At 66.8% G+C, this 20,862-nt stretch carries 19 protein-coding genes; 10 read left to right on the top strand and 9 right to left on the bottom strand.

Features of this window, described 5'->3' with window-relative positions; genetic code table 11:
* Positions 1-2: 2 nt before the first annotated feature.
* Complete coding sequence (locus AC4EEO_RS19915) at positions 3-1,418, top strand: aspartate ammonia-lyase (RefSeq protein ID WP_491328899.1); 1,416 nt, start codon at positions 3-5, stop codon at positions 1,416-1,418.
* A gap of 82 nt (positions 1,419-1,500) precedes the next feature.
* A complete protein-coding gene (locus AC4EEO_RS19910) occupies positions 1,501-3,015 on the top strand; it encodes an amino acid permease (protein WP_491339557.1) in 1,515 nt (504 codons plus the stop codon).
* A gap of 92 nt (positions 3,016-3,107) precedes the next feature.
* Here the strand turns inward: AC4EEO_RS19910 and ggt are convergent, their stop codons facing one another.
* Entirely contained in the window at positions 3,108-4,940 is a 1,833-nt protein-coding gene (gene ggt, locus AC4EEO_RS19905; protein WP_491339556.1) for a gamma-glutamyltransferase, read from the bottom strand.
* Between the two features lie 87 nt (positions 4,941-5,027).
* Between ggt and AC4EEO_RS19900 the strand changes: the two genes are divergently transcribed.
* Together AC4EEO_RS19900 and AC4EEO_RS19895 are read left to right on the top strand one after the other, a co-directional pair.
* Positions 5,028-5,978, top strand: a complete 951-nt coding sequence (locus tag AC4EEO_RS19900; RefSeq protein WP_491339555.1) for an L-lactate dehydrogenase — start codon at positions 5,028-5,030, stop codon at positions 5,976-5,978.
* 125 nt (positions 5,979-6,103) lie between these two features.
* A complete protein-coding gene (locus tag AC4EEO_RS19895; RefSeq protein ID WP_491339554.1) occupies positions 6,104-7,420 on the top strand; it encodes an ATP-binding protein in 1,317 nt (438 codons plus the stop codon).
* Here AC4EEO_RS19895 and AC4EEO_RS19890 read toward each other — a convergent pair.
* A complete protein-coding gene (locus AC4EEO_RS19890; protein ID WP_491339553.1) occupies positions 7,417-8,034 on the bottom strand; it encodes an HD domain-containing protein in 618 nt (205 codons plus the stop codon). The two genes, AC4EEO_RS19895 and AC4EEO_RS19890, sit on opposite strands and share 4 nt — an antisense overlap.
* Positions 8,035-8,043: 9 nt before the next feature.
* On the bottom strand, positions 8,044-8,940 hold the full coding sequence (gene gluQRS / locus AC4EEO_RS19885) for a tRNA glutamyl-Q(34) synthetase GluQRS (protein ID WP_491339552.1): 897 nt from the start codon (positions 8,938-8,940) through the stop codon (positions 8,044-8,046).
* Positions 8,941-9,270: 330 nt separating this feature from the next.
* On the opposite strand from gluQRS, the gene AC4EEO_RS19880 reads away from it, so the two are divergent.
* The 3 genes from AC4EEO_RS19880 to AC4EEO_RS19870 all read left to right on the top strand — a co-directional run bounded on the left by AC4EEO_RS19880 (position 9,271) and on the right by AC4EEO_RS19870 (position 11,966).
* Complete coding sequence (locus tag AC4EEO_RS19880; RefSeq protein WP_018763655.1) at positions 9,271-9,738, top strand: Lrp/AsnC family transcriptional regulator; 468 nt, start codon at positions 9,271-9,273, stop codon at positions 9,736-9,738.
* Positions 9,739-9,822: 84 nt separating this feature from the next.
* Positions 9,823-11,304: a WXG100 family type VII secretion target gene (locus tag AC4EEO_RS19875; protein ID WP_491339551.1), complete on the top strand. Its 1,482-nt coding sequence runs from the start codon at positions 9,823-9,825 to the stop codon at positions 11,302-11,304.
* Positions 11,304-11,966 (top strand): hypothetical protein, encoded by a 663-nt coding sequence (locus AC4EEO_RS19870; RefSeq protein ID WP_018763657.1) that lies wholly within the window; start codon positions 11,304-11,306, stop codon positions 11,964-11,966. Before AC4EEO_RS19875 ends, AC4EEO_RS19870 begins: the two co-directional genes overlap by 1 nt.
* Before the next feature lie 5 nt (positions 11,967-11,971).
* Here AC4EEO_RS19870 and AC4EEO_RS19865 read toward each other — a convergent pair whose 3' ends face one another.
* Complete coding sequence (locus AC4EEO_RS19865) at positions 11,972-12,427, bottom strand: Lrp/AsnC family transcriptional regulator (RefSeq protein WP_491339550.1); 456 nt, start codon at positions 12,425-12,427, stop codon at positions 11,972-11,974.
* A gap of 107 nt (positions 12,428-12,534) precedes the next feature.
* On the opposite strand from AC4EEO_RS19865, the gene AC4EEO_RS19860 reads away from it, so the two are divergent.
* Entirely contained in the window at positions 12,535-13,176 is a 642-nt protein-coding gene (locus tag AC4EEO_RS19860; protein WP_491339549.1) for a LysE family translocator, read from the top strand.
* Here AC4EEO_RS19860 and AC4EEO_RS19855 read toward each other — a convergent pair.
* The 5 genes from AC4EEO_RS19855 to AC4EEO_RS19835 all read right to left on the bottom strand — a co-directional run bounded on the left by AC4EEO_RS19855 (position 13,173) and on the right by AC4EEO_RS19835 (position 18,307).
* Positions 13,173-14,150 carry a hypothetical protein gene (locus AC4EEO_RS19855; RefSeq protein WP_285319051.1) on the bottom strand — a complete coding sequence of 326 codons (978 nt, stop codon included), beginning with the start codon at positions 14,148-14,150 and terminating at the stop codon, positions 13,173-13,175. The two genes, AC4EEO_RS19860 and AC4EEO_RS19855, sit on opposite strands and share 4 nt — an antisense overlap.
* Positions 14,151-14,192: 42 nt before the next feature.
* On the bottom strand, positions 14,193-14,696 hold the full coding sequence (locus AC4EEO_RS19850; protein ID WP_491339548.1) for a DUF456 domain-containing protein: 504 nt from the start codon (positions 14,694-14,696) through the stop codon (positions 14,193-14,195).
* A gap of 95 nt (positions 14,697-14,791) precedes the next feature.
* On the bottom strand, positions 14,792-15,991 hold the full coding sequence (locus tag AC4EEO_RS19845; RefSeq protein ID WP_491339547.1) for an NAD(P)-dependent malic enzyme: 1,200 nt from the start codon (positions 15,989-15,991) through the stop codon (positions 14,792-14,794).
* Between the two features lie 286 nt (positions 15,992-16,277).
* On the bottom strand, positions 16,278-16,886 hold the full coding sequence (locus tag AC4EEO_RS19840) for a TetR/AcrR family transcriptional regulator (protein WP_491339546.1): 609 nt from the start codon (positions 16,884-16,886) through the stop codon (positions 16,278-16,280).
* Between the two features lie 137 nt (positions 16,887-17,023).
* The gene (locus AC4EEO_RS19835; RefSeq protein ID WP_491339545.1) at positions 17,024-18,307 is read right to left on the bottom strand and encodes an MFS transporter; all 1,284 of its coding nucleotides are present in this window, start codon (positions 18,305-18,307) and stop codon (positions 17,024-17,026) included.
* A 115-nt stretch (positions 18,308-18,422) separates the two neighbouring features.
* Between AC4EEO_RS19835 and rraA the strand changes: the two genes are divergently transcribed.
* Both rraA and AC4EEO_RS19825 read left to right on the top strand, forming a co-directional pair.
* Positions 18,423-18,917 (top strand): ribonuclease E activity regulator RraA, encoded by a 495-nt coding sequence (gene rraA / locus AC4EEO_RS19830; RefSeq protein ID WP_133832345.1) that lies wholly within the window; start codon positions 18,423-18,425, stop codon positions 18,915-18,917.
* A gap of 126 nt (positions 18,918-19,043) precedes the next feature.
* Positions 19,044-20,708: an MDR family MFS transporter gene (locus AC4EEO_RS19825; RefSeq protein WP_018763666.1), complete on the top strand. Its 1,665-nt coding sequence runs from the start codon at positions 19,044-19,046 to the stop codon at positions 20,706-20,708.
* Positions 20,709-20,862: the final 154 nt, after the last annotated feature.

Genomic DNA, 20,862 nt, shown 5'->3' with positions numbered 1-20,862 from the left:
CCATGACCATCATCGACACCGCCGCCGACGTCCGTTCCGAGCACGACCTGCTCGGCGACCGCGACGTACCGGCGAACGCCTACTGGGGCGTGCACACGCTCCGGGCCGTAGAGAATTTCCCCATCACCGGCCAAAAACTGTCCTCCAACATGCACCTGGTCCGCGGGCTCGCCGCCGTCAAGCTCGCGGCCGCACGGACCAACCGTGAACTCGGACTGCTGGACGCCGACCGCGCCGATGCCATCGAGCAGGCATGCCAGGACGTCATGGCCGGCCGGCTTGCCGACCAGTTCGTGGTGGACGTGGTCCAGGGCGGTGCCGGGACGTCGTCGAACATGAACGCCAACGAGGTCATCGCCAACCGTGCCCTGGAAATCCTCGGCCACCCCAAGGGCGACTACGCCAGGCTGCACCCGAACGACCACGTCAACCTCAGCCAGTCCACCAACGACGTGTACCCCACGGCCGTGAAGCTGGGCACCATCTTTGCCGCCCGCGAGCTGCTGGCCGCACTCGAAGAACTCGAGGACGCCTGCGCCGCCAAGGCCGTGGAGTTCCGCACCGTGGTCAAGATGGGCCGCACGCAGTTGCAGGACGCAGTCCCCATGACCTTGGGCCAGGAGTTCGGCAGCTACGCCGTCACCATCGGCGAGGACCGGCTCCGCCTGGCGGAGGCCGAACTGCTGATTCATGAGATCAACCTCGGCGCCACCGCCATCGGCACCGGCCTGAACGCCCCGGCGGGTTACGCCGACGCGGCCTGCCGGCACCTGGCGGAGATCACCGGCCTGCCGCTGGTCACCGCCGTCGACCTGATTGAAGCCACCCAGGACGTGGGGGCGTTCGTGCACCTCTCCGGCGTGCTCAAGCGTGTTGCGGTCAAACTGTCCAAGATCTGCAACGACCTGCGCCTGCTCTCGTCAGGACCCCGCGCCGGCTTCGGCGAGATCAACCTCCCCGCCGTCCAGTCCGGCTCCTCGATCATGCCCGGCAAGATCAATCCGGTCATCCCCGAAGTGGTCTCCCAGGTGGCCTATGAGGTCATCGGCAACGACGTCACCATCACCATGGCCGCCGAAGCCGGGCAGCTTCAGCTCAACGCCTTCGAACCGATCATCGTCCACAGCCTCCACAAGAGCATCTCCCACCTGGAAGCCGCCTGCCGCACCCTCACGGCCCGCTGCATCAGAGGGATCACCGCCAATACCGAACACCTGCGCCGTACCGTGGAGCAGTCAATCGGCCTGGTCACCGCATTGAATCCCCACCTCGGCTACGCCACCGCCACCGCCATCGCGCAGGAAGCACTTGCCACCGGCAAGGGCGTGGCTGAACTGGTCCTTGAGCACGGGCTCCTCACCGATGCCCAGCTCCAGGACCTCCTCAGCCCCGAGCGCCTGGCAAACCTCAGCAAGTAGTCCCCCTCCGCCCCCTGGCCCCGCAAGCCCGGCCAGGGAACCAGGCGGCCGTGGGCCCCCCACATCCCCGAAGGACACTCCCATGACAAATTCCCCCCTTCCAGACCATGTATTTGATGGTGGTCACGCGCATGCATCCGAGACTTCCCTGCATGCGGAGGACAAGGGTTACCACAAGAACCTCAAGCCGCGGCAGATCCAGATGATCGCGATCGGCGGTGCGATCGGTACCGGCCTGTTCCTGGGCGCCGGCGGCCGGCTGAACGCCGCGGGCCCGTCCCTGGTCATCGCCTACGCGGTCTGCGGGTTCTTCGCGTTCCTGATCCTGCGCGCCCTGGGCGAACTGGTCCTGCACCGGCCCTCCTCAGGCTCCTTCGTCTCCTACGCCCGTGAATTCTTCGGCGAGAAAGCCGCGTTCGTCTCCGGCTGGTTCTACTGGATCAACTGGGCCACCACCACCATCGTGGACATCACCGCCGCCGCCCTCTACATGCACTTCTTCGGCAACTACATCCCCTGGATGGCCGATGTCCCGCAGTGGGCCTGGGCCCTGACCGCCCTCCTCGTCGTCCTCGCCCTGAACCTCGTCTCGGTCAAAGTCTTCGGCGAAATGGAATTCTGGTTCGCCCTGATCAAAGTCGCCGCCCTCATCGCATTCCTGATCATCGGCACCTACTTCGTCATCTTCGGCACCCCCGTGGACGGCCAACAAGTCGGCATCAGCCTCCTGTCCGACCACGGCGGGATCTTCCCCACCGGCCTGCTGCCCATGATCATCCTCATGCAAGGGGTCCTGTTCGCCTACGCCTCCATCGAACTCGTCGGCACCGCCGCCGGCGAAACCGAAAACCCCGAAAAAATCATGCCCAAAGCCATCAACTCCGTAGTCTTCCGCATCGCCGTGTTCTACGTCGGCTCCGTCATCCTCCTCGCCCTCCTGCTCCCCTACACCACCTACCAAAAAGGCGTCAGCCCCTTCGTGACGTTCTTCGGCTCCATCGGCGTCCAAGGCGTAGACGTCATCATGAACCTCGTCGTCCTCACCGCCGCCCTGTCCTCCCTGAACGCCGGACTCTACTCCACCGGACGGATCCTGCGCTCCATGTCCGTCAACGGCTCCGCCCCCCGCTTCGCCTCCCGCATGAACAAAGCAGGCGTCCCCTACGGCGGCATCGCCATCACCGCCACCGTCTCCCTCCTCGGCGTCCCCCTGAACTACCTCGTCCCCGCCGACGCCTTCGAAATCGTCCTCAACATCGCCTCCGTCGGCATCATCATGACCTGGGCCACCATCGTCCTATGCCAAATCCAACTCAAACGCTGGGCCGACAAAGGCTGGGTCCAACGCCCCACCTTCCGCATGTTCGGCGCCCCCTACACCGGCTACCTCTCCCTCCTCTTCCTCATCGGCGTCCTCATCATGGTCTTCATCGACTCACCCCTGACCATGCTCGTCACCGCCATCGCCTCCATTCTCATGGTCGCCGGCTGGTACGCCTGCCGCCACCGCATCCGCCACATCGCCGAAACCCGCGACGGCTACACCGGGACGTCCCCGGTAGTCGCCAACGCACCGGCTGACACCTTCAAGAAGTAACGGCCTTCGGGCTTAACCGCCGACGGCGGCACCTGGGTTCTGGAATTCCGGAACCCGGGTGCCGCCGTCGGGCGCTTAATGCGGTGGTCCTCCTACTGTGACGGTTTGACCACCATGGCCGAGCCGCCGCCGCGCCTGACCGGCTCCGCGGCGGCGAGGGTCCGGCCGTCCTTCAGGAATTCGATGGCGGTGGCCGCCCCGATCTCCGAGGCGGAGGTGAAGGAGTCGCCGGACGGGGTCAGCGTGTGGCCGAATCGCGAGGTCAGGGCTGCCCCGTACTTATCGATGAAGGCAGGCTCGGCCGTGACGCTGGCCGTGTTCCGTTGCGACGCACGCGGCGCGGCGATGGCGTCCGGGGTGCTCATACCCAAGTCGATCTTGTTCACCAAGGTCTGCAGCACCGTGGTGATGATGGTGGAGCCACCCGGGGAGCCCAGGGCCAGGAACGGCTTGCCGTCCTCCAGCAGGATGGTGGGCGACATCGAGGACCGCGGCCGTTTGCCCGGCTCAATCCGGTTGGGATCGGTGGCGCTGTACACCGTGGAGAAGTCCGTGAGCTCGTTGTTCAGCAGGAAGCCGCGGCCGGGGACCACCATGCCGGACCCGCCGGTCTGTTCGATGGTCAGCGTGTACTCCACCACGTTTCCCCACTTATCGGAGACAGTCATGTTGGTGGTGGAGATGTTTTCGGTGTCCTTCTCCTCGGCGGCAGCAGCCGGCCCGGCCGGGCAGGCGCCGTCGTAGGAGGTCACGTCGCCGGGCAGGACCGGCTTGGTTGCGGCATGGGCTGGGTCCAGCTCGCAGGCGCGTTCCTTGCCGAAGACGGGATCAGTCAGGGCTTTCGTGGGGACTTTCACGAAGGCAGGATCGCCGACGTACTTCCCGCGGTCGGCAAACGCGAGGGCACTGGCTTCGAGGTAGTGGTGCAGGACCTCAGGCTGGTCTTCCTTCAAGGCCGGCAGGTCGAAGACGTCCAGGATGTTCAGGGACTCCCCGACGGTGGTGCCGCCGCTGCTGGAAGGTGCCATGCCATAGACGTCATAGCCGCGGTAGTTCACGTGGGTGGGGTCCTGGTCCACGGCCTGGTAGTTTTCCAGGTCCTCCGCCGTCATGGAGCCAACGGGAACGGGAAGCTTGGTGTCCGGGGACTTGGGCGGATTCTGGACGGTGTTGGCGATCTCTTCGGCGAGCTGGCCGTTGTAGAACGCGTCCATTCCGTTGCGTGCCAGCAGCCGGTAGGTGTCCGCGAGGTCGTGGTTCTTGAAGACCGAGCCCACCTCCGGCAGCTTGCCGCCCTGGAGGTACAACTCCTTGGTGGAGGTGAACGCCGCGAACCGCGTCTGGTTGTCCTGGGTCTGGTTGCGGAAGGTCTCATCCACCACGAAACCTCGGTCCGCCACCTTGATGGCCGGTTTCAGTGCCTCCCCCAGGCTGATGCTGCCCCAGCGGTCCAGCGCACGTTCCCATGTGGCCGGGGTGCCGGGCACGCCCACGGAGACGCCGCTGGTGACCAGTTCCGGGGTGAACGGGTAGGGCTTGCCGGTAGCGGGATTGATGAAGGCATCCGGCTTGATTCCGGCCGGCGCAGTCTCGCGGCCGTCAATGGTGCTGACCTTCCCGGACTTGGCGTCGTAGTAGACAAAATAGCCGCCCCCGCCGATGCCGGCGCTGTAGGGTTCGGTGACGCCCAGCGTGGCTGCGGCGGCAACCGCGGCGTCCACGGCGTTCCCGCCCTTCCGGAGGACTTCGATGGCCGCTGCCGACGCTTCCGGGTCCACCGTGCTGACCGCGCCGCCGTACCCGGTGGCCGTGGGACTCTTGTCGGTCTGCCGGGGGTCCGCTGCAGCGGGACTGATGGCCCCGGTGGTCACGCCGATGGCCAGCGCCGCCGTCACAGCAGCGAGCCGGCGTCCGAAATGTGGCATGGTGGCTCCTTAGTGGGGGTTCGTGTGATGGTGGCCACGCTACTCTTCGGGTAGGACACACTCAACGATTCCGAAAGGAAGGGCACCATGCCTGGTGGATCCAAACTCGCCGTAGTGGGGGCCGGGAGCGTAGGCACGTCGCTGGCCTACGCCGCGCTGATCCGTGGCTCGGCAAGCAGTATCGCCCTGTTCGACGTCAATGCGCCCAAGGCCGAAGCGGAGGCCCTGGACCTTGCCCATGGCAGCCAGTTCGCCGCGGCGTCCGCGACGGTGGCCGGCGGCGGGGACATCGCCGTCACGGAGGGTGCCGACGTCGTGGTGATTACCGCGGGTGCCAAGCAGAACCCGGGGCAGAGCCGCCTGGACCTGGCCGGCACCAACGTCCGGATCCTTGAACAGTTGATGCCGCAGCTCCTGGAGCGGGCGCCGGACGCCGTCTACGTCCTGGTCACCAACCCGTGCGACGTCCTGACGGTCGCGGCCCAGCGCATCTCCGGGCTGCCACCGGAGCGGATCTTCTCTTCCGGCACCGTCCTGGACACCTCCCGGCTGCGCTGGCTGCTGGCCCGGCGTGCAGGTGTCTCCGTCACCAGCGTGCATGCCAGCATGGTGGGCGAACACGGCGACACCGAATTTCCGCTGTGGTCCGGGGCCACGATCGGGCCTGTCCCGATCCGCGACTGGACGGACGGCGGCGGCCGGGTCTTCACCGCCGACAACCTGGCCGCCACGGCCCGGGACGTGGTGCAGGCCGCGTACAAGGTCATCGCCGGCAAGGGGGCCACCAACTATGCCATCGGCCTCTCCGGCGCACGCATCGTGGAGGCGCTGCTGCGCGATGACAATGCCGTCCTCCCCGTCTCCACGGTGTTGTCCGGGCAGTACGGAATCTCGGGAGTGGCGCTGTCACTTCCCAGCGTGGTGGGCCGCGGCGGGGTGCACCGGGTCCTGGACACACCCATGGACGGCGGTGAACTGGCGGCCCTGCAGGTTTCCGCTGACACCTTGCGGAACACGATGGACAGGCTGGGGATCTGAGCGGGGCCACGGGGACGGGCGGCCGGCGTCATGCAACGCCGCCGCAACCCCGCCCGCTGCGCGGTTCGCATATGCTCACCTGAGATGTCCACACTGGCTCAACGACGAACCAACAGGAGCAACCCATGACCAACTGGCGGATCAGGGATTTCCACTCAGCGGACCTCGACGGGATCCTGCACCTTTGGGAGACCCTGAAGGCGAACAACGTCGAACCTGTGTATGCGCTCTCGGAGGTCCTCGCGTCCTGCGAGAAGGACCACGCGGTGGTGGCGGTTCAGGGCGACCAGGTGGTGGGCGCCGCGGTCGGACGCGCCGCGCACGACCAAGGGTGGATCGTGTTCCTGGCCACCCTCCCCGAATACCGGGGCCGCGGCATCGGCACCTCGCTGCTGGCCGCCGTCGAGAGCCGGATGGCCCCGCACGGGCTGAACAAGCTCTCAGCGCTGATGCCGGAGTCCGAAACGCGGGTGGAGGCCTTCCTGGGCAGGGGCTTTGCGCTGAAGAAGAACCTGCGGTACTTCGAGCGCACCATTCCGGTGCAGCGCCAGGAACTGGGGGCCCTGGGCCAGCTGGGCGGCCGCGTCCTCGCCCGGGACCTGTGGGAGAACGTGGCCGGCATGCGCAAGGAAAAGGAGCTGCTGGAACGCCGCCTGGTGCTCCCGCTGGCCGAGGCGGACCTTGCGGATGAATTCGGCGTGGTGCCGCCGCGCGCCGTCGTCCTCTTCGGCCCGCCTGGCACCGGCAAGACCACGTTCGCGAAGGCCATCGCATCCCGGCTCGAGTGGCCGTTCGTGGAGGTGTTCCCGTCCCGCCTGGCCGGGGACCCGCAGGGCCTGGCCGGTGCGCTGCGGGAGACCTTCCTGGAGATCGCGGAGCTGGAGCACGCCGTGGTGTTCATCGACGAGGTGGAGGAGATCGCCTCCCAGCGCGCAGGGGACCCGCCGTCGCCGCTGCAGGGCGTCACCAATGAACTGCTGAAGATCATCCCCGCGTTCCGCGAGCAGCCCGGCCGGCTCCTGGTCTGCGCCACCAATTTCATCCGGGCGCTGGACTCCGCCTTCCTGCGCCACGGCAGGTTCGACTACGTGATTCCCATCGGATTGCCGGACCGGCAGGCACTCGAGGCGATGTGGCAGCGGTTCATCCCCGCGGCCGTGGTGGACGCCGTGGACGTGGAACTGCTGGTAGAACGCACCGAAGGGTTTTCGCCGGCGGACATCGAGTACGCTGCCCGCAGCGCTTCCCAGCGGGCTTTGGAAAAGGCAGTGTACGACGACGGCGGGCTGGCTTCCGGCGGTGACGCTTCGGTGCGCGAGGCGGTGCGGAAGGGCCCGTCCACCCAGGATTACCTGGATGCGATCGGTGAAACGCGCACCACCGTCAGCGCGGAGGTGCAGGCGGATTTCCTGGAAGACATCGGCTCGCTGGGCCGGGTCTAATCCCCGGAAACGTCGTCGTAGGAGAGGTTCTCGTAGTCGGTGTCGTCGTCCTCGTCCAGCATGGCGTCGAATTCCTCCAGCAGCCAGGGGTTGATCCGGGCCAGGATCTTGCGGGTTTCCTCCACGGGAACCGCCGCGTACAGCACCGGCCGGGCGTCGTCGTAGCGGGTGACGGGCGGTTTGTCCGGCCACTTTTCCGCGAGGGCCTTCACCCGTTCGGGCAGCGAGTTATGGGCGTTGTCGGCAATTTTGACCAGGGTCGCGTCGTGGTCCTCGGCGATGAAGCGGATTCCGGCCTGGTAGTCGTCGGGGTTGTCGTGCAGCCGTTTGGTGACGCGCTCGATGATGCGCACAGCGCGCTCGGAGACGCCCATGTCCAGCAGAGCCTGCCGGGTCATCGGGGTGTCTTCGGCAATGTCATGAAGGTAGCCGGCAATCCGGACGTCGTCGTCGAAGTCCGCAAGGGCGTCGCCGACGGCCAGGACATGCTCGCGGTACGGCCCCTTGAGTTTGTCCTTTTGGCGGTTGTGGGCAACTTCGGCGAGGACCTTGGCAGTCTCCACCGTGAATCGCGGCCCGTGGAGGCTCGCGTCCGCGGTTCCTGTTTCTGGCATGGGTCCAGCCTACGCGCCCGCCCCGGGCACGCCCGGCCACGTCCATGGCTCCATGGGGAGCGAGCTGGGGTCAAAGGACTCCAGGGCATGGTCCAACGAACCGGGCGGAAGGCCCACGGACTCAAGGATGGCGTCGCGGACCCGGGTTGGGTCCGCTCCGGCCGTTGCCAGGTCCGCCAAGGTCACGGCGCCGTCGCGCTTCGCCAGCCGGGCGCCGTCGACGTTTACCACGAGGGGCACATGCGCATATTCCGGTACGGGAATATTCAGCAGGGACGCGAGATACGCCTGGCGTGGCGTGGACGGCAGGAGGTCCCCACCCCGGACCACCTGGTCTATGCACTGCGCGGCATCGTCCACCACCACCGCGAGGTTGTACGCGGTGACACCGTCATTGCGGCGCAGCACAAGATCGTCCACCACCCCGGTGAACTCGCCGTGCAGGGTGTCATGGACCGTGAATTCGGTGACGTCCGCCCGCAGCCGGAGGGCCGCGGGCCGGGTGGAGCGCTTGAACTCCAGCTCCGCCCGGCCCAGGTTCCGGCAGGTCCCCGGGTAGCCGCCTTGGGGAGCGTGCGGCGCGGAGGCTGCTTCCTGGATTTCCCGGCGCGTGCAGAAGCACTCGTAGGTGAGCCCCGCCTGTTCCAGGCCGGCAATGGCCCGGGCGTAGAGGGGCCCGCGTGTCGTCTGCCGCACCACGTCTCCGTCCCAGGTCACGCCGACGGCCTGGAGGTCCCGCAGCTGCCCCGCCTCTGATCCGGCGCGGGCGCGGTCCAGGTCCTCCACCCGCAGGAGGAACGCCCGTCCCGTGGATCGGGCAAAGAGCCAGGCGAGGATGGCGGTCCGCAGGTTTCCGACGTGCAGGTCACCGGAGGGACTGGGGGCGAAACGTCCGGCGGAGGTCATAAATCCACCTTAAACGGAACAGCACAAGAGCCCCTCAGCTACCGATGACTTCGGGGAATGCCGACGTCGGTAGCTCAGGGGCTCTTGCCGTGTGATGCGGAATGACATTGGTGTGAACAAGAGTCAATCTGCGGCAGCGTCCTTGCGGGAAGCTTGGTCCAGGGACCGGGTGGTGTGCCGGGGATCCTGTAGCCTGCGGGACTGCGGCGGTAGCCTGCATCCCTTATTGCCATGATTTCAGCAGATGCCCTACAGTAGGCGCAACCGAGGTCACTCGGACTGGTCAGACTGACTAATTGATGATGCACAGCAAAGCAGGAAGTGGTCAGATTGCAGGAACTCGATTCGACCGACAGGCGCATCCTGGCCGCGCTTGATAACGATCCACGGGTGCCCATCATGGTGCTTGCCCAGAAACTGGGCCTTGCCCGCGGCACCGTCCAGTCGCGCCTGGAGCGGATGGCCGCCTCGGGCGCCCTCCGCCCCAACAGCAGCCGGGTCCTGCCCTCCGCGCTCGGCCGTGGCGTGGCCGCAGCTGTCAGCGCAGAACTGGACCAAAGCCACCTTAACGAGGCGATCGCTGCGCTGCGCAAGATCCCCGAAGTCCTGGAATGCCATGCCCCCGCGGGGGACACTGACCTGCTGATCCGCGTGGTGGCCAAAAGCCCCGACGATCTCTACCGGGTCTCCGAGGAGATCCGCCTCTGCCCGGGCATTGTCCGCACCTCAACGAGCATGTTCCTGCGCGAGGTCATCCCGTACCGGACCACCGGGCTCCTGCAGGAGGGGCAGGGGTAGCCTGGCGCCCACAGGGCAGCTCTCCCCATCGCCGCCGGTCGGCGGCTGCGGCTAGGCTGGCACGGGATCCAACAGGGGGAAAATATGGCGGGGAATTTTTACGGCGGTGATGTGGCACAGCTCCGGCAGCTTGCCAAGGACCTGTCCAGGAGTGCGAGCCGGCTCGAGTCCCTGGGCCAGCAGCTCTCCAGCAGCATCGCTTCAGGGCTGTGGAAGGGGCACGACGGCGACAGGTTCCGCAGCGAGTGGACCTCCTCCCACGCCAGGTTGCTGAGGTCTGCCACCGCAGGGCTGGAATCGGCGTCCAAAGCATTGCTGGCCAACGCGGACGAGCAGGAGAAAGCCAGTGCCGGCGGTTCCGGCGGGACTGGAACAGGAGGCTCGGGCGCGTCCGGTGGCGGTACTGCGCAGGAACTGACGGATCTGCTGACCGGCATGTCCCCCTCGGAGCGGCTGCAGTACCTGCAGGGCGCGGAGTTCCGCCAGTGGGCCCTGGCCAACCCGGAGGCGGCCAAGGCAGCAATGGACGCCGCCGCAGATTCCGGGCTGATCGAGAAGAAGTCCCCGGAATATGCGGACTTCCTCAGCTCGTACTGGAACAACCAGGCGATGCTGCAGATGGGGATCGACCCCTCCACCTGGGACACCTCCAAGGGGACCGAATACAACTGGAATACCATCCGCAGCGTCTACGACTATTACGGACAGGCCTACCTCGCGAACCCCGACCTCCAGTGGGCTGGAATGGCCAACATGATCGGGCCATCGTTCGCCGGCGGTTTCCGGGACATGGCCGTGCTGCGGGACTTGGCCCGCCAGATCGCGGACAACCCGGCCTCCGATGTTCCCCTGCCGGTCCTGGACCAGCTGGAGCAGCTTGCCGGCATGTCAGACCAGGAGATCCGCTTCTACGAAACCAGCATGCTGGACATGAACAAGGAAATCTTCCTTGACCAGGCACGCCAGCACCAGGCCTACCTCAACGGCGGTATCGAAGAAATCAACCGGCTCCGCGACTCAGGCGCCATCGATCCCGAGACGGCGCGTGCATGGGCCCAGGTGGACTCCGGCATTCCGGATGAAGTTCGGAAGGGCAATACGGCCCTGCTTTACCGCGAGCAGAACGACATCATCGCGGACGACTACGACTCCATGCGCAGCCACCCCGGCGGCGAAGCCGTGACATACATGGTGACCCTCGCCGGCGAACCCTCCATCCCGGGCGCCAGGAGCTATCCGGAGGTATTTCCTTACAGCTTCAGCGTGGAAAGTCCCGGCCCGCAGAACATCCCGTTCACCAACTGGGACAACCCGGCCCAGTTCCGCACCGATTTCACCACCGGCTTCCCGGACGGCAACATCGCCAACGCGGACCAGCGCTGGAACCTCATCAAGCAGGACACGCTGCCTGCCTATCAGCATCTGTTGGCAACAGATCCGGCCCGCGCGGCCGGGATCATCGGATCCGACTTCGATGCCCGGGTGGACCAGTACCGGCCCACCAACAACATCCCTGCCGTCATGGGCCGCTTCCTTGATGGTTTCGGAGCCGAGGTGCACCAGTGATGACGCCCTTTCTTTCTGCCGGCCGCGCACTGCGGCCGCGTGCCGGCGTCGTCCTGGTCCTCCTGGCCGCTGCTGCACTGGCGGGCTGCGCGCCCGCCGCCCCGACCTCCACTCCGCCGTCCGCCTCATCACCTTCCGCAGGGAGCACCGTGCACACTTCCGAATTTTCCACCCTTGACGCCGCCGGCGTGGATGCCATCCGCGAGACGAGGACGGCCCGCCTGGACATGCGCTCGGGCAGGCTGCAAAAAGCGTCGGTGAGGCTGACCGACGACAGCTTTGGCCCGGAGATCAACACCCGCGACCTCGGCAAGATTTCCCTGACCATTGCCGGTCCCACCGGAGACGTGCAGGCCGAAACAGACCGCATCCGCTTCAGCACCACGGAACAGGAGCCCGATTTCCGCGAGGTGACCTATTTCCTGACTGCAGGGTCGCTGGAGGAGTACACCGGCCTGATCCGGGACGGGGTTGAGAAGTATGGGGTGGACTCTGCCGCCGCGGAGAGGTGGATCAGCAGCATGGAAAGCAATCCGGGCACCAAGAGCAATTTCTCCATCACGTCCGGCACCAGCACGGGACTTGAAGTGAACTACGACCTCCGCTACGACGGCTCAAAGGACGTCCAGGTCATCATCGTCCACGTCAACCCGCTGACCTAGCCTTCCTACACGGGCGGACCGGCGTTGGACTTGAGGTTCTTCATCACGAGGGTGGACGTCAACCGCTCCACCCCGGGAAGCGATGTCAGTTCGGTGTCGTAAAAACGCTGGTAGGCGGGCAGGTCTGCGGCGATGATCTTCAGCAGGTAGTCGGGCGAGCCGAACAACCGCTGCGCCTCCACGATGTTGGGATTGTCCGCCACCCGGTTCTCGAAGATTTCCATGGTGGGACGGTCCACCTGGCGCAGGGTGACGAACACGATCGCCTCGAAACCCAGGCCGACCGCCGCCGGGTCAATGTCCGCCTTGTAGCCGCGGATCACGCCGGACTGCTCCAGGTCACGCAGCCGGCGGTGGCAGGGCGCCACCGTCAGCCCCACCTTTGCGGCGAGCGCCGTGGCAGTCATCCGGCCATCCTCCTGGAGGTAGCGCAAAATATTCCTGTCAATGGCGTCTATCACGCAATAAACATACTGCCCGTACCGCGAGGCGGGCGAAAACCGGACAGCACTTATGGCGTGATTCTCTCTAAGGTTGCTCTTGAGACACCGTCGACAGGAGAACCCCCGTGAATCCCCAGCTGTTCCTGGCCTTTATCGTGGTGGCCGCCGCTTTGGCCTGCACGCCGGGAGTGGACTGGGCGTACACCATTGCCGCCGGCCTCCGGCAGCGCAGTTTCGTGCCGGCGGTGGCGGGGCTCTGCGGTGGCTACATCCTCCACACCGTCCTGCTGGTGGCAGGCCTGGCGGCGCTGTTGGCCGGAATGCCTGGTCTCCTGGGCTGGATCACCCTGGCCGGTGCGGCCTATCTTCTCTGGCTCGGCATTGGGACCCTCCGGTCCTGGCGGGGTGCAAGCTTTGGTGCCGCGGCGGCAGGCGGCTCCGGAACGCGGCTGCGCACCTTCCTGCAGGGCATGGGGACCAGCGGGATCAACCCCAAGGGGCTGCTGTTCTATGTGACGCTGATTCCGCAGTTCGTCAGCGCGGACGCCTCCCTGCCGGTGCCGGTGCAGTCGGGACTGCTGGGTATGACGTTCGTGGCCCTGGCGGGGCTGGTCTACACGGCGGTGGCACTGCTCTCGAGGACGCTCCTGCAGAGCCGGCCCGGGGCTGCGCGCGTGGTGACCCTTGCCAGCGGCATCATCATGGTTGCTTTGGGGACCGTCCTGCTCGGCGAGCAGGTGGTGCCGTTCCTCGCCGGCCGCGCCTAGTCACCGCTGAGTTCCTTCCAGTCCTGCTCCCACATCCGCCGCATTTCCTCGTCCTTGCGGATGGGCACCGGCGCCCCGATTTCCCGTTGCGGCTCCGGGTCCCCGCGCCGGCGTCCCCAGTCGCGCGGATTCAGGGACCGCCGGCTTGACTCCAAGACCAGCAGCGCGCGGTCCGTCAGGGCGTCGTTGCGGAGTGCCAGGTGGGTCTTGCGGCGGCGCAGGACCTCGGCGATGGCCTGCTGCGCCGCGTCCAGCCGACCTTCCCGGCGCAGCGCCCGGGCTCGGACCAGGAGCAGGGCAGCAGAGAGGTCGTCGGCGTTCAGCAAGCCCTCCGTCCAGTCGATGACAGTGCGGCTCCGGCCAAGGTCCAGGGCCAGCGAGCAGCGGGCCAAGGCCATGGGGAGTGACGGCGGCAACCCCGAGAGGGCGTCCAGGGCAGCTTCCGTGCGGCCTGTCTCGCGCAACGAATGGGCCAGGGCCAGGAACACCGACTCCTCGCTGAACAGCACCGGGATTTCCACCCGTTCAGCCAGTTCGATCCGGGTGACGATCCTGGTGAGGTAGGTGGAGGAGTACCGGTTGGCCTCCTCATCGTTCCGGGTGGTCAGCCCGCGCTGCAGGAGTTCGGAGGCACGGAGGTAGCCGCCGTGTTTGTACTCGAGGAGGCCTGCCATGAGGTAGCACAGCCCGGCCCAGCCGGGGTAGGTCCGCGCCAGGTAGATCAGCCGCTCGGGTTCGCGGCTGGAGAAAACCGCCTCGTGGACTGCCCTGGCGGGCTTTGACGGCAACCGCTTAAGCCGAGGAACCTCGCCGTCGATGGACAGCAGGGCCGGGTTCCGTCCGCCCAGCACGCCGGTAAGCAGGCCGCCCACGCCGCCGGCAAGGTCGTGGACCGGCGTCCGCAGCTGGGCGTGCCCGAACGGCGTGAGGTCACGGCTGTCCCAATAGATCGGTGCGGTGTCCCCGGCGCTCATCGTTCCATGCTAACCGGGAAGGGGCGGGGCCCCGCCGGGCGGTCAGCGGCCGGCGGCCGCAATCCATACTCCGACCACCCAGGTGCTGGCGGCCAGGCAGGCCAGCCCGAACTCGGCGAGCATCCCCAGGCCGGTGGCCTTCAGGGCAGCCCAACTGGACCTGGCCGCCGTCGGAAAATCCCTGGTGCGGAGGAACTCGCTGACCAGCAGGCCGGCGGCAAAACCAACGAAGAGTCCCAGCACCGGGATGATGAACATCCCCACAACGGCTGCCACGAGCGCCACCACGACGCTCCGGCTGGGGATGGCGTGCTGCTTGAGCTTCCTGCCGGTGAGCACGGCGCCGGCGGTCATGCCCCCGGCAACAAAGATCATGGCCACCGCGAAAACCACCCACCCCACGGTGCCGGCGCCGCCCCAGATGGCCCAGGCCAGCAGGCTGATGCCTACCAGGACGCTGCCGGGAAGGACGGGGATGATGGTGCCGGCCACGCCCACCAGGATTCCCAGGCCGCACAGGATGGTCACCACGGTTTCGGAGGTCATGGTCCCCAGTCTAGGGGCGCTCCTCAAGCGCCCGACGGCGGTGCCTCCTTCCGCGAAGGAGGCACCGCCGTCGTTGCCTGTCCCCAGGCGAGGGCCTACTCCGCTTCCACCGCCGCGGCGACGGCTGCGGTGACCGCGGGGGCGACGCGGGGGTCCAGCGGGCTGGGCACGATGTAGTCGGCCGACAGGTCCTCGGCGGCCAGCTCCGCGATGGCGCGGGCGGCAGCCAGCTTCATGGCCGGCGTGATGCGGCGTGCGCCGGCGTCCAGCGCGCCGCGGAAGATACCCGGGAAGGCCAGGACGTTGTTGATCTGGTTCGGGAAGTCGCTGCGGCCGGTAGCCACCACCGCGGCGTACTTCACGGCTACCTCGGGCAGGACTTCGGGGTCCGGGTTGGACAGGGCAAACACAATGGCGTCCTGGTTCATCAGGGCCAGGTGTTCCTCGGCCAGCTTGGAGGAGGAGACGCCGATGAACACGTCCGCGCCGGCCAGCGCTTCGGCGGGGCCGCCGGTGATGCCGCGGGGGTTGCTGCGGGCTGCGATGTCCGCCTTCTTGCTGGCGGTGTCGGCCGCAAGGTCGGCGCGGCTGCTGTTGATGACACCGCGGGAGTCCAGCAGGACGACGTCGGTGATGCCGGCGGCCAGCAGGATCTCGGCGACGGCGATCCCGGCGGCACCGGCACCGGACACCACCACCTTGAGGCCTTCCAGGCCCCGGCCGGTCACCTTGGCGGCGTTGGTGAGGGCTGCGAGGGCCACGACGGCGGTCCCATGCTGGTCATCGTGCATGACGGGGCAGTCCAGCGCCTCGATCAGCTTTTCCTCGAGTTCAAAGCAGCGCGGTGCGGAGATGTCTTCGAGGTTGACGGCGCCGAAGCTGGGGCGCAGCCGGACCAGGGTCTCCACGATCTCGTCCACGTCGGTGGTGTTCAGGACCAGCGGGATGGAGTCGAGGTCGCCGAAGGTCTTGAAGAGCGCCGATTTGCCTTCCATGACGGGCAGCGAGGCGCTGGCGCCGATGTTGCCCAGGCCCAGGACGGCCGTGCCGTCGCTGACCACGACCACCAGGCGCTCGGCCCAGGTGAGGGTGCGGGCCAGTTCAGGCCTGGCGTGGATGGCGCGGCTGACTTCGGCAACACCAGGGGTGTAGGCGATGGACAGGTCCCGCTTGTTGGAGAGCGGAACGGTGCTGGTCACGGACAGCTTGCCGCCTTGGTGGGCGCCGAAGATTTCGTTTTCGGTCAGGGCCGTCGCTGCTGAGTTGTCGGTGGCGGTAACTGCGTCAATGGACACGTCGTTGTCTCCTGGTGCTCGCCGTGGGCGCACGGCACATGGAGCTGGAACCCGGCCGGGCCCAGCGGGGAAAGTAGTGCGACCGGAAACCCAAGGGTGGCGGGTCCAGGGGAACGCCGGGGGTGTTTCCGCCCTGCCGCTCCGGTGCGACCATGGTAGGCACCCACAAACGTCCGGCAGGAACGTCAAGGAACCCCTGATGCAGTGCCAAAAGGTTTAAGCAGGCCTTTTAGTGATCCAGATCACGGTATTATGGCGGATTTAATCGCGCGTTGGTCTAGACCAGTTACGCGGATTTAGTCACTGTTAATCCGGATTCAGCCTCCGGAGACAAGCGACCGCAGGCTTTTTTGAGGTCTTCCTCGGCTTCGAAGAGGGAAAGCCGGCGGTTCCGCACGGACTGGACCAGACCAGTGACGGTCAGCAGGAGGACCCGCGCGCCCACCGCATCGCCGCACGCGCCGGCAACGAGCTTCTCGCTGAGCGCGTCGATCTCGCGCAGGAGCTCCGTGGTATCCCGCTCCGGCAGGTAGACACTCCGGCTCAGGCACTGTTCCACGGCAGGCTGCATGACGCGCATGTGGAAAATCTCCATCACCAGGCCGGAGAGGGCATGTCCGCGGAAACGCGGCGATGATCCACGGGCACCGGCCTGCAGTTCGTCCAGCTGGTGCCGGAAGAGCGCGAGCATCAGGTGGGTGGGAGACGGAAAATACCGGTAGAGCGTCCCCAGCGGGACGTCGGCTTTTTCTGCGACTTCGGAGAGCTCCACAGCGTCCAGTCCCTTGCGGGCAAACGCTGCGGCGGTGTCGAGGATCCGCGCGTAACGGAGGCGCTGGCGGGGAGCGGAAGGCCGGGCGGCCATGGGCGGATGGTCTGAAAAAGTCTCGGGCATAAGCATTCCGGGGTTGTGTTTTAGGGGACTGCGGCCAGGAGTGCCCCCACTTCCGTACCACCCTGCAGCCCGGTTCAACTATACGGCAACCGCACCGAGCAGGTTGGTCAGCGGGCTTACCTTCGGCCGCCTTCGGGTCAGTCCACGCCCTTGATCTTGACGACGAAAACAGCGCCCAAAAGCCCGATGACGGCGGCGGTGAGGAACAAGGTCCGGTAGCCGCCCGCGTACGTCACGGCCACCAGCGCCAGGGCCGGGGCAACCACCTGGGGCAGGGAGTTGGCCACATTGATTACGCCCATGTCCTTGCCGCGGCTGACGGCGAACGGGAGGACCTGGGTCAGCAGAGCGAAGTCCACCGCGAGGTAGGCACCGAAGCCGATGCCCAGGACCGCTGCCCCCGCGAGGGCGCCCGGCCACACGGGGAAGAACGCCATGATGGCCCCGGCCATGGCGATCGTGGCGGACGAACCGATGACGAACGGCTTCCGCCGGCCCACCCTGTCGCTCCAGGGACCGGCCAGCACGGCGGTGATCATCACCATCACGGCATAGATGCCGGTCAGGACCAGTACCCCCGCGGCCGGGTCAGGGTAGCCGATCACGTCCCGCAGGAAGAACAGCAGGTACACGATGGTCAGCTGGTTGCCCACGTTCACCAGGAACCGCGTCAGCCACGCCCAGGCGAAGTCCGGATACCGCACCGGGCTGACCCAGAAGCCTTTGGCAAAGACGCGGGGGCGGAACGCCTCCAGTTCCGACGCCGGCAGGACGGGATCGTTCCGGTGGAAGAGGTACGGCAGGACGGACAGCAGGAGGGCCGCGGCGCACAGCCAGTAGCCCACCATGAAGTTGCCGGCAACCACCGCCCCGAAGACGGCGCCGGTGAGGATGCCCAGGGTCTGGCCCATGGCCGCGAGCCCGCCCACGCCGCCGCGCTGGGCCACGGGCACCCGGTCCGGGACGGCGGCGGTGATGGCAGCATAGGCGGCGTTCGCACCCAGTTGCACCAGGCACCAGAAAAGCACCATGAGCGCCACGGCGCCGGAAAACGACATCGCCAGCAGGGCCGCCGTCGCCAGCACCGCCCCTGCCAAAATCCACGGGGCACGGCGGCCAAAGCGCGAGGTGGTCCGGTCCGAGAGGGCGCCGAAAAGCGGGTTGGCCACCAAGGACACGGCGGCACCGCAGGCCGTCACCAAGGAAAGGATGGCTTCCTTGCTGGGCGCGTCGATACTGATGGCCTGTTGGCCGATGAACACGTTGATCGGGCCGAAGAAGGCGGCGTTGATGCCGACGTTCACCAATACCAGGCCGGTGACCCACCGAGCGGTGACCTTCTGCACCGGCTCGGCGAGCGCCGCCGTCGCACTTTCCGGTGCGGAGCCGGGCGGCGGCAGAGGCTTCTTGGACAGACTCATTGGCTTGGCTCCCCCTGGTGCGGCCGGTTGGCGGTGGGAATCAGACTATCGTGGGCCGTACCTGGCCGCGGGGCCCCGCCCCGGTGCCCCGTCACTGAAGACCAAGGAGCAACAGATGAGCGCACCCACTCCCGCGGGAAACCCACCCGTGAACACTGCAGACCTCTATGACGAACGCGGCTCCGAACTGGCATCGATCTCCCTGCAGTTCCAGTCCCTGGGCGGACGGACGCATTTCAACGGCCCGGCCCGGACCATCCGGTGCTTCCAGGACAACGCCCTGGTGAAGTCGACGCTCGCATCCCCGGGGAACGGCGCCGTCCTGGTGGTGGACGGCGGCGGATCGCTGGGGACGGCCCTCATGGGGGACATGATCGCCGAAAGCGCCGTGGCGAACGGCTGGGCCGGCGTCGTGATCAATGGCGCCATCCGGGACCGGGAGGCCCTTGCCCGGCTGGACCTTGGGGTCAAGGCACTCGGCAGCAACCCGAAGAAGAGCCTGAAGGCCGGCGCCGGGGAGGTCGACGTGGACGTGGTGATCGACGGCGTGACCATCCGTGCCGGGGCCGCCATCTGGTGCGACCCGGACGGCATCCTCGTGGAGGCCTAGGCAGGGAGCGCCGCCCGGCAACGGCAACCGCGGAAAGTTGGCAGGGCGGGGAATAAAAAGTGCGAGTAAGATAGTTACTGAAAGCAACTATCGCTGCTTATATCCTTTTCTTCCCCTGGAGCCCCCATGTCCAAAGCCTCTGCCGCGCCCCGCGCCGGAGAAACACTGACGCAACGCCAGATCGTCACGGTAATGGTTGGCCTGATGCTGGGCATGTTCCTCGCATCCCTGGACCAGACCATCGTTTCGACGTCCATCTACACCATCGCCAACGATCTCGACGGGCTCTCGCTGCAGGCGTGGGCCACCACCGCGTACCTGATCACGTCCACCGTCAGCACCCCGCTGTACGGCAAGCTGAGCGACATCTTCGGCCGCCGGCCGCTGTACCTGACGGCCATCGCCATCTTCCTGGTGGGTTCGCTGTACGCGGGCTCGGTGCACTCGATGACCGAACTGGCCATTGCCCGCGGCATCCAGGGCCTCGGCGCGGGCGGGCTGCTGGCCCTGGCGCTGACCATCATCGGCGACATCGTCTCCCTCAAGGACCGTGCCAAGTTCCAGGGCTACTTCATGTCCGTCTTCGGTATTTCCTCGGTTCTCGGCCCTGTGGTGGGCGGCGCGTTCGCCGGATCAGCCAACATCCTGGGCTTTGACGGCTGGCGCTGGGTCTTCTTCATCAACATCCCCATCGGCCTTGCCGCCCTGACGGTGGTGTTCCTGTTCCTGCACCTGCCGGCGAAGCACCTGAAGCAGAAGATCGACTACTGGGGCGCCGCAGCCATCACGGTGGCGATCGTTCCGCTCCTGCTGGTGGCCGAGCAGGGCCGCTCCTGGGGCTGGGCCTCGGTCAACTCCTTCCTCTGCTACGGCCTGGGCGTCGTGGGCATTGCCTGGTTCCTGCTCGCCGAGAAGCGCGCCGGCGACTACGCCCTGATCCCGCTGCGGCTCTTCCACAACGTCACGTTCGGGCTGTCCTCGCTGCTGAACTTCATCATCGGCATCGGCATGTTCGGCGCCATCGCCATGCTTCCCATGTACCTGCAGCTGGTGAAGGGCCTAACCCCCACGCAGGCGGGCCTGATGATGATCACCTTCACGGTGGGCATCCTGTTCGGTTCCATCACCGCCGGCCGCACCATTTCCGCGTCCGGAACGTTCCGCATCTTCCCCATCATGGGCACCGGCATCCTGACCGCTGCCGCCCTGGTGATGGGCTTCTCCCTGGGCGTGGACACCGGGTTGTGGGTTCCCGGCCTCATCGCCGTGTTCTTCGGCGTGGGCCTGGGCTTTTGCATGCAGCCCCTCACCCTTGCCATGCAGACCTCCGTTCCGCCGCGCGACATGGGCGTAGGCACCTCGTCCGCGGCGTTCTTCCGCTCCATGGGCGGCGCCGTGGGTACCGCCGTGTTCATCTCCATGCTTTTCAGCCTGGCCGCCAGCCGGATTGCGGACGGCATGAAGAGCGCCACCACGGATCCTGCCTACCTCGCCGTCCTGAAGGACCCCGCCGTCGCGTCCGATCCCGCCAACGCCAAGCTGTATGACTTCTTCAAGAACGGCGCCTCCAACGATTCGCTGAACGACACCAGCTGGCTGCACACGGCCAACTCCACCCTGACCAGGCCCATCACCGAAGGCTTCGCCACCTCGATCGACACCGTGATGCTGACCGCTGCTGCCCTGACGGGCCTGGCGTTCCTCATCAGCTTTGCGTTGCCGCGGAAGAAGCTGACGGACCAGAAGGCCTCGCCGCAGGACAAGGACGACATGCAGATTCCGGCCCACTAGGCCCGGAAGCGCACGGAGAAACGACGACGGCGGCACGGCCCGCCGTCGTCGTTTTTCGTTGCGGGGCAAGTTGTGGGGCAAGGGGCGCCAAGTGGAACCTGCGGCGGTGGCGTGCCACACTGTTTAGCGCGTGTGCGCCGGCCCTTTGGGCCGG

The sequence above is a fragment of the Pseudarthrobacter sp. MOO13 genome (assembly GCF_058267655.1).
The sequence above is the reverse complement of the archived record's forward strand: the minus strand, read 5'-3'. Positions and strand labels throughout refer to the sequence as shown.